Genomic DNA, 15,603 nt, shown 5'->3' with positions numbered 1-15,603 from the left:
GTGCTTTTTGTTGCACGGGACCCATGGGTGCAACCGGCACCCGGCTTTCCCTGCGCCCTCTGCTGATTGAGGAGGGTGAAACGAACGCAAACCTCGGGCGCGTCGCGCCGCGAGAACGCGGACTCACATCCTCACGCTGTTTGAAATTCGAATCCGAACCTCACCCCACGTCGTCCCGGGCTTGACCCGAGACCCATAACCACAGGCCATTGTCGTATGCTCCGCCGCAACCGCTTGCTCCCGCCACAACAGCCGCCTGTGGTTATGGGTCCCTGCTTTCGCAGGAACGACGTCGGTGTGATTGGCGCTTAACCCGCCGCATCAAGCGCAAGCATGCGTCCGTCTGCGCGAGTTGCATTCTCCTGCACCGCGTTCCGGCGGCCGACGATGTGGTCCGCCACGAACTCGGTGTCGCGTCCGATGCCGACGAACCGGCCCGAACCCCAGGTGTAAAGCCAGGGCAATCCGATCACATAGGCGCCATCGACCGAGGTGATGCCGCGCTTGTGGGTGGGATAACTTGCGCCGTCGAACAGCGGCAAATCGACCCACGACCAGTCCGAACGAAAGCCGGTGGTCCAGATGATGCTGGTGATACCGGCTGCCGCAAGGTCGAGCTCCGTCGGCGTCTCCGCGGGCGACCACACCGGCGCATAGTGCGGCGTCAGCGGCGCATCGATCCCGCCCCTCGCAATGTGATCGTCGATCAGGCTGCAGATGCCGTTGTAGACCCGATCGGCATTGTCGAGGTTGGTCTTCAGATCATCGCCGAGCCGCAACGTGGTGCCGCGCGCGTCCTTCAAGCGCCCGTAGAGCTTCATGCCTTCGAGCGCAAACCTGCGCAGGTCGATGTCGCGGCCACCGTCGCGGCCGGTGAGATAGTGGTTGGCGTTCTTGCGAACCTTCTCCCGCAGCGGATGCTGATCGACCGGCAGATCGTACTGGCCGAGATCATCAAGCCAGTCGACGGCGTCGCGGCCGCGGTAGAAGCGAGGACAGCGCGGCGCACTGCCCACCGCGAGATGAACCTTGCGGCCGGCCAGATGCAGGTCCTCGGCAATCTGGCAGCCGGACTGGCCGCTGCCGACGACGAAGATCTCGCCCGGCGGCAACTGGTCCGGATTGCGATAGGCGGAAGAATGGATCTGCGTGATGGCCGGGTCCAGCCGCTCCGCGAACTCCGGAATCCTTGGGACGTGATATCCGCTCACCGCGAGCACGACGGCATCAGCGGCGATCTCGCCCGCGGTCGTCTCGAGCAGGAATCTTCCATCTGCCTGCCTCAGCCTGACGACCGCAACGCCCTCACGGACCGGAGCCGCGATGTGCCTGGCATAGTCCTCGATATAGTCGACGATCTCGTCGCGCAGCATGAAGCCGTGCGGATCGTTGCCGGCATAGGGAAAGCCGGGAAGCTGGCACTGCCAGTTCGGCGTCACCAGGCAGAACGCGTCCCAGCGTTGCGTCTTCCAGGAATGGGCGATGCTGTTCTTCTCCAGCACCACGTGGTCGATATCGTGCCGGCTGAGTTGCGCGCTCATCGCAAGGCCAGCCTGTCCGCCGCCGATCACGACGACCGGGTAGTAAGAGTCGAGATCAGACATCATGAACTCCTGTTAGTCTTCGAACGAAACGATGGTGACGGAGGCCCCCGGCGTGGCCTCGAACCGGCTGGCCTTCTCCTCGATCCGGGCAAGCTGGCCGAGGGCGCGCGTGCAGAAGAAGCCGTATTTCTCGCGGACGCGCTCCGCTGCGATCGTCAGCGCAATGCGGCTGCGTTCCCGGAAATCGGCGAGCGGGTAGGTCGTGCCGACAGTGAGATGGTCCTTGATCACGAGCGACGGCGAATAGCAGGCCTCGATGCTTTCATCCGGCCAGCGCACATGGAAACGCATTTCAGGCATAATGCACCTCGCTCATGCGGTGATAGGCCGGAAGGTGCGCCTCGGCGGTGCGGCTCCAATCGTGACGTTCGGCGACGTTACGTCCGTTCGCGGCGAGGCGGGAGCGAAGCGGCTCGGACAGCGCGCTGATGACGGCATTGGCGATCGCGCCTGCATGATGTGGATCGCACCAGGCGACGTCATCGTCGCCGAGATATTCGGTGAAAGGCGGGATATGCGAGACGATCACGGGAACGCCGCTCGCCATCGCTTCAAGCACGACGAGGCCAAAGCCCTCGCGCAGCGACGGAAAGACCAGGGCATCCGAAAGCCGATAGAGCGATGGCATCTCGGCATCGGCCAGCGGCCCGGTCTCGATCACCGCATTTGCCGGCAGGCCGGCATCCTGCAGTCGCAGCCGAAACTGCTGCTGGTAGGCGCCATGGTCGAGCAGCGAAGCACCGCCGGCGATCACGAGCTGTGCGGAGCGGTGGACGGCATGGACCTGACAGAAGGCATCGAGGATCGCATGGGTATTCTTGCGCCGCTCGATGCCTCCGATCGCCAGCAGCACCGGTCCCTTGCGAAGGCCGAGCCGGGCGCGCAGTGCGGTGTCGATGGCATTGGAGGCGGGCGAATAGCGGCTGGTGTCGACGCCGTTGCCGACCAAGGTCGACGTACAGGCCAGTTCGATCCTCAGCCGCTCCTGCCACGTCCGGCTGACGACGAAGAGCTGATCGGCGAGGACGATCGAGCGCTGGTCGAGCTGACGCAATCGCGCGTCGCTGAAGTCGTCGACATGATGGACGGTGCGGACGTAACCCTGGATCAGCCCGCGCTGCTTCAACGTCGCCAGCGCATTGCCGGAGATGCCGTCCTGGGCGTGGTAGACGTCGAATTGGCGATGTGCGGGATTCTCGAAATGCCGCACATAGTCCGCGATGCGTGTTTCCACCATCGACGTGACGTCATCAGAGACAGCCGACGCCGGCACCGAGACGGTCGGCGCGATGCTGGAACGGAAGAAGCCCTTGCCGGTGCGATCGGGCGCATGCACGACGGCGACATGGCCGAGTTTCGTCAAGGCATCCGCGAGCTCGAGCGCGTGCACCACGCCGCCGCGCGCATTGGTCGAGTGGGTCAGGATCGCGATGCGGAGCCGGGCGGATGAAGCGGTCATGCGACGCTCCGCTGGACGGGAGGCCGGGAGGGGCCGCAGCCGATCAAGGGCTGCCGTGCGAAATCCCACACCGTGGCGCGGTCGGAGCCTGCGCGAATGTCGACCGTGGTTCCGGCCATCACGTCGCCGACAGACGCAGCGGCGATGCCGCGGTGGCGGAAGCGGGCGAGCGCTTCGTCGATATGTTCCGGCTTGACCGACAGCAGGTAGCCGAAGCTCGGAAAGGTCTGCAGCCAGCGTTCGAGCGGAACGCCGTCCGGAATCGGTATCGCGTCGAGATCGAGGGCGAGCGCCACCTGCGAGCACTCGGCGAGCATCGCGGCGGTGCCGACAATACCGCCCTGGCTGATGTCCTTGGCGGCGCACACGAGTCCGGACTCGGCGAGCGACGGCAGGATCGCGATGTCGCCGCGCAGCCGTTCCGGCGGTGCGTCGGTTGCCGCTTCCCAGTTCGCGAACGGCTCGCGATAGCGACCGCGCAGATCGATGGCGGCAACGAGCTTGTCGCCTCGCCTCGCGTCGAAGCTCGTCAGCAGCCGGCGGGCGCGGCCGAGGATCGCGACGGCGAACTGGCTCTGGGTGCTGCGGACATTGGTGTGGCCGCCGATGACGGGGACGCCGAATGCCTTCGCCGCCGCCTTCAATCCGGCAAGGATCGGCGACGCGTTGTCCGCGCCGTCGGACCAGATTGCATTGACGATCGCGGTCGGCCGCCCGCCCATCGCCGCGACATCGGAGATGTTGACCATCGCGCCGCACCAGCCGGCGAACCAGGGATCGGCGGCGACGAATTCGTTCATGAAACCTTCGATGGCAAACAGGAGGTAGCCGTCACCATCCGCGATCGCGGCGCAGTCATCGCCCACCGGGATTGCCTGATCGCCCGGCAGCTCGAGCGCGGCGGCGACCGCGGCGATGTCAGCCTTGGCGGCGATGCCGCGGCTCTGCCGAAGCCGTTCCGCAAGCAGATCGATGGCGACGCCGGAGAGCATGATCAGGCCGCCAGTTTCGCCAGCGAGAGGAAGCCGGTCTCAGGAGTCCGGAATGGCGGATAGTGATCGAGATCGGCCTCCATGCGGTGATGCGGGCGGCCGTGCATTTCGAACTCGCCGAGCGATCGCCAGTGCATGTGCTGGAACAGAAGCGCATTCTGGCTCTGCACATTGGCGAGGAAGCGTCGGCAGCCGCGCGCGTGTGCCGACGACACCGCAAGCCGGATCAGGCCAGCGCCGACCGCGCTCAGCCGGCGATAGCTCCTCGCAACTGCGAGCCGCGATCCCCACCAGACATCAGGCTCATGGTCATCAGGGTGAATACGCACGGTGCCGACGACGTCGTCCTCTGCGACACCAAGCAGCGACACCGCCACGAGCGGAATGGCGAAGTCGTCGATCGCATCGCGGTCATCATCGGCGAAGATGTGCTGCTCCTCGCAAAACACCTGGCGGCGCAGCGCAGCGGCCGCGGCCTTCTCCCAGGCTTCGGTCGCGAACTTCACCTGGAATTCCGGCGCTATGAACGGCTTGAAGGATTCGAAGATCATGCGATGGCCCTCCGTTCGTAGGTCGATAGCGCCGAGCAGGCGCCGCACTTGCCGCAGCCCGCCTTGATGTCGGAAGCGCGCAGGCCACCGTCCCGCAGCATGTCCGCAAGCGGCCGCAGGATGTCGTGCATGAACGAAGGAGGTGGTGTCGGATGGCTCTCCAGCGGAGTGCCGGCGATCGGCACAAAGGGAACGACGAATGGATAGACGCCGATGTCGACCAGTCGCTGCGAGGTGGCGAGAATTTTGGCGGGGCTGTCGCCGAGACCGGCGAGGATATAGGTCGAGACCTGGCCGCGGCCGAACACCGGCACCGCCGCCGCGAAGGCTTCGAAATAGTCGTCGATGGAGACCTGGGCCTTGCCCGGCATGATCCGTTGCCGCACGTCGGGGCCGATGACTTCCAGATGCATGCCGAGCGCGTCGACGCCGGCGTCCTTCATGCGGCCGAACCAGCCGAAGTCGTCCGGCGGCTCGCATTGCGCCTGGATCGGCAGGTCGACGGCTGCTTTGACGGCCGCGGCGCTCTCGGCAAGGATCGCCGCGCCGCGATCGGAGGTGCGCGGCGTGCCCGTGGTCATCACCATGTGGCTGATACCGTCGAGTTCGACGGCCGCCTTGGCGACCTCGGCAAGCTGTGCCGGCGTCTTGCGCTCGACCGTGCGTCCGGCCGCGAGGGACTGGCCGATCGCGCAGAACTGGCAGGTCTTGGTGCGGCTCTGATAGCGGATGCAGGTCTGCAGCACGGTGGTCGCGAGCACGTCGCGCCCATGCAATGTCGCGATCTTGGAATAGGGGATGCCGTCGGCGGTGCTGAGCTCGTAGAATTTCGGCCGCAACGGGAACGAGACGTCGGCCAGCACGATGCCGTCGCGCGAGATGCGGCTGCGGCCGGCGGCATCCGGGCGCTCGACGAGGTACGGGCTCTCGAACGCCGGCGCATTATGGACTGGCACCATCACGGTGGAGCCATCGATGGTGAACGGCGTATGGTCGGAGGGGCCGGCGCCACCCCGGCGGCTGATGCCGCCGTTCTTGGGATCAGCGAGGCGTACTCCGAAGGACTGCAACTCGTTGATCAACTGCTCGGTCGGCATCGCCTTGAGGCGCTGGTGCGGCATCTGCTGTGTCATCGGATACATCTCCCGGAATGGGCATGAGTCGATTGGGGTGAAGGCCGTGCATCGGACGCGCCGGCTGGTCGTTGAGCAGAAGCGACAGGAGTTCGGGGCGGGCATAATGGCCGACCGAGTCCATCATCCGCTTGCGCTTGGTGATCAGCGCCATATCGAGGTCGGCGACCAGAATTCCTTCGCCGCCGGTGAGCGGCGGGACGAGGTGATTGCCTTCGGGCGAGACGATCGCGGTCATGCAGCCGCCGCGCAGGCCCTTGCGCAGGCCTTCGTCCGGCGAGATCTTCGCGATCTGCTCCTCGGAGAGCCAGCCCGTGGCGTTGACGACGAAGCATCCGCTTTCGAGCGCATGGTGGCGGATCGTCACCTCGATCTGGTCGGCGAAGATCTGCCCCACCAGCGATCCCGGAAATTGCGCGGCGTGAATCTCCTCGTGCTGCGCCATCAGCGCGTAGCGGGCGAGGGGATTGTAGTGTTCCCAGCAGGCGAGTGCGCCGATGCGGCCGACGGCGGTATCGACCACCTTCAGTCCGGCGCCATCGCCCTGGCCCCAGATCATGCGCTCGTGGAAGGTCGGCGTGATCTTGCGGCGCTTCAGCACGATCGCGCCGGTCGCATCGAATACGAGTTGCGCATTATAGAGCGAGCCGTGATCGCGCTCGTTGACGCCGAGCACGACCACCATGGCGTGGCGCTTGGCGGCTTGCGCGACGGCGTCGGTCACCGGGCCCGGCACCACGACGGCGTTGTCGTAGAGCTGGATATGCTCGGCGCCGCTCAGGACCGGCGGGCGGACGAAGGAAAAATACGGATACCAGGGAACCAGCGTCTCCGGGAACACGGCGAACTGGACGCCCTTGCCGGCCGCTTCCGCAATGGCCGCAAGGATCCGATCGACGGTTCCGCTCGGCGTCTCCAGATCGGGTGCGATCTGGACGGCTGCAGCCTTGACGATGCGTTTCGCTGTCACTGTCTCCTCCCTCGTCCGCTCGCGCAGGTTCGGCTCAGAGCGTCCAGGTGTGGAGCATGAAGGCGTTGTCGTTGCGGTGGATCAGGATCAGATCCAGCACGTCGAGCGGATTGATCGGCCGGATGCCTGGGATCAGCGACGGCTCGCCATGGCCGTACAGCGCCTGCAAGGCGAAGCGGCAGGCGTAGACGTTGCCGCCTTCGTCCATGAATTTTGCGAGCTGGTTGTTGAAGTTCTGGGCGCCGGGAAACGCTTCGTCGCCGATCTTCGGAAAGCCGCGCTGGACGCCGAGCGTGACGCCCGGACCATAGAGCAGGATCGAGGTGTCAAAGCCCTTTCGCTTCAACCGAAGCGCCTGAAGGATGTTGACGAGACCGATCGAGCCTTCGAACGCGACAGTGTGGAACGTCACCAGCGCCTTCTCGCCTGGCTTGGCTTTGACGTCCTCGAAAACCTTCTCCTCATAATCGACAAGAAAATCGCCTTTCTGGCGAGCGGGCATCGTTACTGCGGGCATTGTGCACCTCCTGCTCTCGTCCGGCCTCCCGGATCGATTTCAGGATTTGCAATCGATGTGCCAAATGCCTGTTTGCACGATAAATCATCAAAGCAGTCAATATACAGTCATGTATCCAGTCAATCTTGACTGGATATCTGACGGGACTGGAGGGATTGTTTCTCTGCCGTCAGAAAAAGCTGCCTCTCAGCACTGTGCAACGCGCTCGATTGTTATGCAGGCGCCTTCGTCGTGTGCCGCAGAAAGAATGGCAGTGCTTCGGACCTAATTGCGAGATGACGTGCAACAATATACGGTCAATTTTGAATTCATGTGCTAAATCTCGCAAATGACCGACTGGCGACCCGACCTCTCCAACAGTGACAAGCCGCGCTATCTCGCGATTGCCGACGCCATCGCCGATGATATCGCCGCCGGAAAACTTGTCATCGGCGACCGATTGCCGCCGCAGCGCAAACTGGCCAAGCGCCTCGACATCGACTTCACGACGGTGGCGCGCGGTTATGTCGAGGCGCAGAAGCGCGGGCTGATCGAATCCAAGGTCGGGCAGGGAACTTTCGTCCGCGACAAGCCGCGCCCGCGGCGTTCGGCGCAGGCCTTTCCGCCGCGGCCGGTTGACCTCTCGATGAACCTGCCGCCCGAGCCTGATGACCTCGACTTGATCGCCAGGATGCAGGCGGGGGCGGACTACATCATACGCGATGTCGTCTCGCTGTTGCGCTACCAGGGTTTCGGCGGCACCCAGGCCGACAAGGATGCGGCGTCGAGCTGGCTCGGCCGGCGCGCGCTGGTGCCGGCGCAGAGCCGTATCTTCGTGTCGCCTGGCGCGCACCCGGCGTTGCTTGGCATTCTCTCGATCCTCGCAAAGCCCGGCGAGGTCGTGCTGTGCGAGGCCATCACCTATCCGGGGATACGCGCGATCGCCGCGCAACTCGGCATCACGCTGGTCGGCTTGCCGATGGACGACGACGGTGTCGAGCCGCAGGCCTTGACCGATGCGTGCAAGAAGCTGAAGCCGAAGGCGATCTATCTCAATCCGACGCTGCAGAATCCGACGACGCTGACGATTCCAGACTCTCGACGGCGCGACATCGTCGCAATCGCGCGGCGCTACAAGTTGCCGATCGTCGAGGACGATGCCTATGGCTTCATCCCCGAACACGGTCACGGCCACGCGCCGTTTGCCGCGATTGCGCCCGATCTCACCTGGCACGTCGCGGGCCTTGCAAAATGCATCGGCGCGGGACTACGCGCGGCCTATGTCGTGGTCCCCGATACGCGTTCGGCCTGGCCGTTCGCCTCCGCGCTTCGTGCAGCAACAGTCATGGCCTCGCCGCTCACGGTGTCGCTGGTGACGCGCTGGATCGAGGACGGCACCGCAGACACAATCCTGCGGTTCATCCGCACGGAGACGTCGGCGCGGCAGCGGCTGGCAGCGGAGATATTGCCGAAAGGCTCCTATCGCGGGGACCTGCTCAGCTTCAACGTCTGGGTCCCACTGCCCGCGCCATGGACGCGCTCGGCATTCGTCGAGCACATGCGATCGACCGGCATCGGTGTTGTCGCAAGCGATGCATTCGTCGTCAACGGATCGCCGCCCGAGGCAGTCAGGATATGTCTCGGCGGCCCCGTCAATCGAGCGCAGGTCAGGAGCGCGCTGGAGTATACCGCGCATGCGCTCGCAGAGAGCCCGGCTCTGGCATCGTCGTTTCTGTGACGTCGTTGAAGTCAGCGCAACGAATTTGCCGCGCATAGCCTGAAACAACAAGCGCTGCGATGTGCGATCGTCCGACCAGCCTGTTCTGGCGCATAGGAAGACGGGCGCTCGTCATCACAGGCGCGAGGGTCCGCAGTCACAATTGAATGAACAGATCGGCCTTCTGCGCATAGCTTGATCAAGAGTGGCTCGCGGGATTTTCGACGCGACCTCGTCGCGTGAGGAGAAAAGTCCTGGCCAGCTCACCGGATCTTGAGCGCTGCGATCCGCGCCATCACTGAATGTTGGCTGATCGTAGCAGCTTGTTGATGCAAAACGCGTCGATCCGACATCCAATCGGCGCCGTCGAAACCTAAATCGTTTTTTAGTTGAGAACGGGATGTTCGACCGCCACCTTGAATGGCGTCGGCGACGCGACGTCTTTGGGCTTGTTCGGGCGAACTACCCACTAGAGGTATTCGGAAACGGAAGAGGTCGGGCCGTGGGTCGCTCCACGCAGGGGCAGATTTTGCTTGGAGGCATGGATGATTGTGCTGTCACGTTCTTTCGTTCGCAAACGCGTGATCTCAATTGCGACGACAGCCTCGGTCGCGGCGACGTCGTTCGTGTTGGCCCAGAATCCCACCAGGGCGTATCACGTTCGTGGGGCCATGCCGGTTCAATACGTGGCTGATCGCCCCGACTATGCCGACGAGCAGCCGTTCCTTTCAGAAAACGATGCAGCCATGAACAAGATGATGGCGGACATGACGATCAAGCCGACCGGCGATGTCGACCGTGATTTCGTCGCGATGATGGTCCCGCACCATCAAGGCGCGATCGATATGGCGAAGGCCGTCCTTCGCTACGGCCATAACGAGCAGCTTCGCCGTCTCGCGCAGGAGATTGTCGTGACCCAGCAGCAGGAGATTGTGGCGATGCGGCTTGCCGTTGGCGAGGAGTTGGCTCCGTCGGTTGCGGCGTCGACACAGCCGGGTGCTGCGCCTGCGCCGCAGCAGCCGGATACGATGCCTGCCATGCATTCACCGGACGCGATGTCCAACCATACGATGCATATGCAATAGGGGACGAAACAATGAGGATGTCGGCTCTCGCATCTCGCCGGCGCATGGGGCATGGCGAAGACAAAATTCAACGACGTTATCCGGTGATCACAAAGGGCGTCCCGGACAAGCCCGGTCACGTCGTGCAGGTGCAATTGAAATAGGCGCGCCGCCGGGTTGCGTGAGGACCAGCAGGGCGGCGCGCGGTTAAGGACCGATTATGGGTATCGTTCGCTTCGCTCTGCGGTTTCCACATACATTCTATGTGGTCGCTGCGCTGATCCTGTTTCTGGGTGCCGTCGTCAGCTACAAGATGCCGACGGACATCTTTCCGGAAATCAACATCCCCGTGGTGACGGTGATCTGGAGCTACACCGGGCTGAGCACGCCCGAGATGGAGCAGCGCGTCACCACCTACAGCCAGTATTCGATCAGCTCCAACGTCAACGGCATCCGAAACATCGAAGCCCAGACCATGGCGGGGCTGTCGGTGCAGAAGATCTACTTCCAGCCCGACGTCAATCTCGACCTCGCGATTTCCCAGATTGTAGCCGCGACCAACTCGATCCGTGCGTTGATGCCGCCGGGGATCCAGCCGCCGGTGGTGGTGCAGTTCAATGCCTCAAGCGTTCCGGTGCTGCAGATCAGCCTGAGTTCCGACACGCTCAGTGAGCAGCAGCTCTACGACTACGGCATCTATCGTATCCGTCAGCAATTGGCGCCGATCCCCGGCATCACGCTGCCGACGCCGGCGGGCGGCAAGTACCGCCAGATCATGGTCGATATCGATCCGGAAAAGCTGCTCGCCAAGGGATTGACGCCGCTCGACGTGGTGAACGCCGTCAACACCCAGAACCTGACATTGCCGGCAGGCACGGCGAAGTTCGGCAAGACGCAATATGCCATCCGCACCAATGCGACGCCGCCGAGCATCGACGACCTCAACAACATTCCGATCAAGGTGGTGAACGGCGCGACGGTGTTCGTCAAGGATGTCGGACAGGTGCATGACGGTTGGCTGGTGCAGCAGAATGTCGTGCGGCAGAATGGCCGGCGCTCGGTGCTGCTCAGCATCATCAAGAACGGCAATGCCTCCACGCTCTCCGTGGTCAATGCCGTGCACCAGGCGTTGCAGACCGCGCGCGCCGCGGCACCTCAGGGTATGCAGATCAATGAACTGTTCGATCAGTCGGTGTTCGTGAAGGAGTCGGTCACGGGCGTGCTGCGCGAGGGCGCGATCGCCGCGGCGCTGACGGCGCTGATGATCCTGCTGTTCCTTGGATCGTGGCGCTCGACCGTGGTGGTCATGATCTCGATCCCGCTCTCGATCCTGGCTTCGCTGATCGTGCTTTATTTCCTCGGCGAAACCTTGAACACGATGACGCTCGGCGGACTGGCGCTCGCGGTCGGCATTCTCGTGGACGACTCGACGGTTACGATCGAGAACACCCATCGGCTGCTTACCGAGGAGGGGATGCCGCTGCCGCAGGCGACGCTGCACGGCGCCGCAGGCATTGCCGTGCCGACCTTGGTCTCGACGCTTGCGATTAGCTGCGTCTTCACCTCCGTGGTGTTCCTGGATGGGCCGGCAAAGTACCTGTTCACGCCGCTCGGGCTTGCCGTCGTGTTTGCGATGCTGGCGTCCTACGGGCTTTCCCGAACGCTGACGCCGATCGTGATCGGCCTTCTGCTTAAGGGCGAACATCACGGCGAGCCGGGGGCGGTTACGGCCGGCTTGTTCGCCCGCTTCCATGCCGCGTTCGAACGCGGCTTTGAGGCCATACGCCATGCCTATTCGCGCTGGCTTACCGGATTGCTGGAGCATCGCTTCATCATCCCGATCGGCATGGGACTTGTCTTGCTGCTGGGCGGCGCGATGTTTCCGATGGTCGGCCGCGACTTCTTTCCGGCGATCGATGGCGGACAGATCCAACTTCATGTCCGTGCGCCGGCCGGGACCAGGATCGAGGGGACGGAACGTATCTTTCAGCAGGTCGAGAACAAGATCCGCGAAGTCATTCCTGCCGATCAGCGCGAGCTGATCGTCGATAATATCGGACTGCCGGCACGGCCGTATAATCTCGCCTTCAGCGACGGCTCGACCATCGGCGTCAATGACGGCGTGATCCTGGTGGCGCTCAAGGAGGGCCACGCGCCGACCGCCGACTATGTGCGTAAGCTGCGCGAGGAGTTGCCCAAGGCCTTCCCGGAGGACACGTTCTACTTCCAGGCGGCGGATATCGTGACGCAGATCCTCAATTTCGGACTGCCGGCGCAGATCGACGTCCGCACGGTCGGCTACGACAAGGACAATAATCTGCGTGTCGCACAGGAACTGCGGCAGCGTCTAGCCGATATCCCCGGCGTGGTGGATGCGCATCTGCAGCAGGAAGTGAACGCGCCCGCGTTCTATGCCGATATCGATCGCACCCGCGCGGCCCAACTCGGCCTGAACGCCAACACGATCGCTACCAATCTCAATGTCAGCCTGAGTTCGTCCGAGCAGGTGCAGCCGAACTTCTGGACCGACCCCAGTTCCGGCATTCCATACTACTTTGCAGTACAGACGCCCGAGAGCAGGATTTCGTCCGTCAGCGATCTCGGCAACACGCCGGTTTCGACGTCGCTGGCGTCGCTGACCGACACACCCGTGCCCGGCCTGCTCAGCAACGTCGCCACGTTCAGACGCGGCAGCGTCCCGACCAACGCCAACCAGGCCAATATTCAGCCGGTCTACGAGATCTATGCCAGCACGCAAGGCCGTGACCTCGGCAGCGTCGCGAGCCAGATCAGCCATATTGTCGGGGATCTGCAGAAGCAGCTCAAGCCCGGCAATTCGATCCAGGTGATCGGCCAGATCGACAGCATGAACAGCTCGTTCATCAATCTCGGCATCGGCCTGCTGTTTGCCGCGGTCTTTGTCTACATGCTGATGGTGGTGAACTATCAGAATTTCGGTGATCCGTTCGTCGTCATCCTGGCCTTGCCCGCGACGCTCTGTGGCATCCTGACCATGCTGTTCGTGACCGGCACCACCCTCAACGTGCCGTCGCTGATGGGAGCGATCATGGCGGTGGGCGTCGCATCGGCCAACTCGATCCTGCTGGTGACCTTCGCCCGCGAGCAGCAGCTTGCCGGCAAGACCGCCTTCGAGGCCGCGATCGAGGCCGGGCATACCAGAATCCGGCCGGTGCTGATGACCGCGGCCGCAATGATCGTGGGCATGATCCCGATGGCGATCGGAGCCGCCGGCGAAGAGCAGAATGCCGCGCTTGCGCGCGCGGTGATCGGCGGCTTGCTGTTTGCGACGCCGACGACGTTGCTGGTGGTGCCCTATCTGTTTGCCATGCTGCGCAAGGGTAACGACGGCAAGAAACATCATGGCGTTTTCGACGAGGTGCTGGAATGAATTTCAATCGGCCTTTGAAGGTTGAGCCGACGCCCGAAGTGGATCGTGAGCGCGATCCGGCGCCGGTGCGGCATGGCCGTTCGAGGCGCTGGATTGGCCGGACTGCGGGCGTGGCCCTGGGGCTGATCGGAGCGGTCGCGCTGGCGTCCGGAGCCTGGAGCCACTACGCACAGTACCGCCAGACTATGGCCACCGCCGAGCAACGTCGCGATCTCGTCCCGGGCGTTCGTGTGGCGACCGTCGAGCCCAGCGACGGGATCGACGTCGTGAACCTGCCGGCAACCACCTCGGCTTTTGCCTCGGCCAACATCTTCGCGCGCGCCAGCGGCTATATCGCCAAGCGCGAGGTTGATATCGGTGATCATGTCAAGGAAGGGCAATTGCTGGCGGAGATCGTTGCGCCGGAACTCGACCATCAAATCGCGCAGGCCGAGGCGACGCTCGGGCAGCTCAGGTCGGCGCTGCAGCAGGCGCAGGCCAACAGGGAACTGGCCAAGGTGACCTGGGACCGCGATAAGCCGCTGGTGGAGAAGGGCTGGCTCACCGCGCAGCAGGGAACGATCGACTCCCAGACGTTGAAGGCGCAGGAGGCCGCGGTCTCGGTCGCGCAGGCCAATGTGGTCGCCGAGGAAGCGCAGGTGCAAGTGTTGCATCAGCAGAAGATCTACCAGCACGTCGTTGCCCCCTTTGACGGGGTGATCACCCAGCGCAATGTCGATGTCGGCAGCCTGCTGCAGGCGGATGCGACCAGCGGCACGTTCATGTTCACGATCATGCAGAGCAATGTCATCCGTACCCAGGTGTTTGTTCCGCAGGATGCGGCGTTCGGAGTGCGTGCGGGGATCGATGCCATCGTGCACGTTCCGGAACTGCCCGACCGCACCTTCCCCGGCAAGGTGACGCGGATCGCCGATGCGCTGCAACCGGGTTCGCGAACGCTGTTGACCGAGATCGATATCCCGAACCCGGACGGTGCCCTTACGCCCGGCATCTACTGCACGATTGAACTGCGCATCCCGCGCAAGACGCCGAGCTTCAAAGTGTCTGCGGATGCGATCATCTTCAATCAAGGCGGCCTGCAGGTCGCCGTGGTCGAGAACGGGGTGGTGCACCTGCACAAGGTCAATGTCGTGCGTGACCTCGGCCAGCAAGTGGAGATCAACAGCGGTGTCAAGGCGGGCGACAGAGTGATCCTCAATCCGTCGGTCGACCTGGCCGACGGCAACCGCGTGACTCTCAGGACCCAGGCTGTTTCCTGATAATCTCTCCACCGGTCCGCCCGGATCGGCAGCAAAATCCCTCCCTAAAATGCAATTTAATGGCGTGGTTCCGCCGCCAAGCCTATGTTGGTTGAAGAGCGGCCCCACCGCGCTTGCCCTCCAGGGCGGTGACCAGGCGGCGCTGAGCGGGCGCACTCCCTGACTTGAAGTGGGCTGGCGGCGTCGCCCGGTTCCTGGCGGCCCGGTTTGCAGTTGGGCCTCCGGCATGGTGGTTGTCGAGAACGGATTGATGACGAAAGTGCTCTTGATCGAAGATGACGGCGAGACCGCCGAGGAGATCACGGCCGAACTCGCCGAACGCGGGTTCGAGGTCGAATGGTCGGCCAATGGTCGAGAAGGCCTCGACAAGGCGCGCAACCTGAGGCCTGACGCCATGATTGTCGACCGCCTGTTGCCCGGAATGGATGGGCTCAGCGTGATCGAGACCTTGCGGAAGGAGCAGGTTCGCACGCCGGTGCTGGTGCTAAGTGCGCTCGGCGCGGTGGATGATCGGGTGCGGGGCCTGCGCATGGGCGGCGATGATTATCTCACCAAGCCTTTCGCGGTTGTGGAACTGATCGCGCGGATAGAGGCGCTGCTGCGCCGGCCGATGGAATCGCGCGAGACCTTGCTGCGGGTGGGGCAGCTCGAACTCGACCTGATCGAGCGCAGCGCCAAGCGCGGCGAGCGGGTGATCGATCTGTTGCCGCGCGAATTTCGCCTGCTCGAATACATGATGCGGCGCAGCGACCAGTTGCTGACGCGCGCCATGCTGCTCGAAGAAGTCTGGAACTACAAATTCGTCCCGGCGACAAACCTGGTCGACGTGCATATGGGCCGCTTGCGCCACAAGGTGGACGGGCCGGACGAGACTCCGATGATCCAGAATGTCCGAGGTGCCGGCTTCATTCTTCGTGCGGCCTCCTGAGATATTGCGCGGGCTCCGATC

The 15,603-nt window shown here is 63.6% G+C and carries 13 protein-coding genes; 5 read left to right on the top strand and 8 right to left on the bottom strand.

The features are described 5' to 3' along the window. Positions 1–308: 308 nt before the first annotated feature. The 8 genes from OZ411_RS09560 to OZ411_RS09525 are packed head-to-tail and all read right to left on the bottom strand — an operon-like array spanning position 309 to position 7,226. Entirely contained in the window at positions 309–1,604 is a 1,296-nt protein-coding gene (locus OZ411_RS09560; RefSeq protein ID WP_282527731.1) for an MSMEG_0569 family flavin-dependent oxidoreductase, read from the bottom strand. A gap of 12 nt (positions 1,605–1,616) precedes the next feature. Continuing rightward, entirely contained in the window at positions 1,617–1,904 is a 288-nt protein-coding gene (locus OZ411_RS09555; protein WP_130582578.1) for an MSMEG_0570 family nitrogen starvation response protein, read from the bottom strand. Next, entirely contained in the window at positions 1,897–3,063 is a 1,167-nt protein-coding gene (locus OZ411_RS09550) for an MSMEG_0565 family glycosyltransferase (RefSeq protein WP_282527730.1), read from the bottom strand. Before OZ411_RS09550 ends, OZ411_RS09555 begins: the two co-directional genes overlap by 8 nt. After that, positions 3,060–4,055 carry a sll0787 family AIR synthase-like protein gene (locus OZ411_RS09545; RefSeq protein WP_282527729.1) on the bottom strand — a complete coding sequence of 332 codons (996 nt, stop codon included), beginning with the start codon at positions 4,053–4,055 and terminating at the stop codon, positions 3,060–3,062. The genes OZ411_RS09550 and OZ411_RS09545 overlap by 4 nt, the downstream gene beginning before the upstream one ends. 2 nt (positions 4,056–4,057) lie before the next feature. Further along, positions 4,058–4,606, bottom strand: a complete 549-nt coding sequence (locus OZ411_RS09540) for an MSMEG_0567/Sll0786 family nitrogen starvation N-acetyltransferase (protein WP_282527728.1) — start codon at positions 4,604–4,606, stop codon at positions 4,058–4,060. Next, positions 4,603–5,739, bottom strand: coding sequence for an MSMEG_0568 family radical SAM protein (locus OZ411_RS09535; RefSeq protein WP_349016993.1), 1,137 nt, complete (start codon positions 5,737–5,739; stop codon positions 4,603–4,605). The genes OZ411_RS09540 and OZ411_RS09535 overlap by 4 nt, the downstream gene beginning before the upstream one ends. Further along, positions 5,648–6,709, bottom strand: coding sequence for a Nit6803 family nitrilase (locus OZ411_RS09530; RefSeq protein WP_282527727.1), 1,062 nt, complete (start codon positions 6,707–6,709; stop codon positions 5,648–5,650). The genes OZ411_RS09535 and OZ411_RS09530 overlap by 92 nt, the downstream gene beginning before the upstream one ends. A gap of 34 nt (positions 6,710–6,743) precedes the next feature. Then, positions 6,744–7,226, bottom strand: coding sequence for an MSMEG_0572/Sll0783 family nitrogen starvation response protein (locus tag OZ411_RS09525; RefSeq protein ID WP_130582573.1), 483 nt, complete (start codon positions 7,224–7,226; stop codon positions 6,744–6,746). 328 nt (positions 7,227–7,554) lie between these two features. On the opposite strand from OZ411_RS09525, the gene OZ411_RS09520 reads away from it, so the two are divergent. From OZ411_RS09520 to OZ411_RS09500, 5 genes are all read left to right on the top strand, one after another. Further along, positions 7,555–8,943 (top strand): PLP-dependent aminotransferase family protein, encoded by a 1,389-nt coding sequence (locus OZ411_RS09520; RefSeq protein ID WP_282527726.1) that lies wholly within the window; start codon positions 7,555–7,557, stop codon positions 8,941–8,943. Positions 8,944–9,593: 650 nt separating this feature from the next. Next, complete coding sequence (locus tag OZ411_RS09515) at positions 9,594–10,007, top strand: DUF305 domain-containing protein (RefSeq protein WP_282527736.1); 414 nt, start codon at positions 9,594–9,596, stop codon at positions 10,005–10,007. Between the two features lie 199 nt (positions 10,008–10,206). Further along, on the top strand, positions 10,207–13,395 hold the full coding sequence (locus OZ411_RS09510; RefSeq protein ID WP_282527725.1) for an efflux RND transporter permease subunit: 3,189 nt from the start codon (positions 10,207–10,209) through the stop codon (positions 13,393–13,395). Then, positions 13,392–14,654 (top strand): efflux RND transporter periplasmic adaptor subunit, encoded by a 1,263-nt coding sequence (locus tag OZ411_RS09505; protein ID WP_282527724.1) that lies wholly within the window; start codon positions 13,392–13,394, stop codon positions 14,652–14,654. Before OZ411_RS09510 ends, OZ411_RS09505 begins: the two co-directional genes overlap by 4 nt. Before the next feature lie 250 nt (positions 14,655–14,904). Further along, positions 14,905–15,582 (top strand): response regulator transcription factor, encoded by a 678-nt coding sequence (locus OZ411_RS09500; RefSeq protein WP_130577041.1) that lies wholly within the window; start codon positions 14,905–14,907, stop codon positions 15,580–15,582. The last annotated feature ends 21 nt before the right edge of the window (positions 15,583–15,603 follow it).

The organism is Bradyrhizobium sp. Arg237L, assembly GCF_029990105.1.
Lineage (GTDB): Bacteria > Pseudomonadota > Alphaproteobacteria > Rhizobiales > Xanthobacteraceae > Bradyrhizobium.
This window is presented reverse-complemented; position numbering and strand designations above follow the sequence as displayed.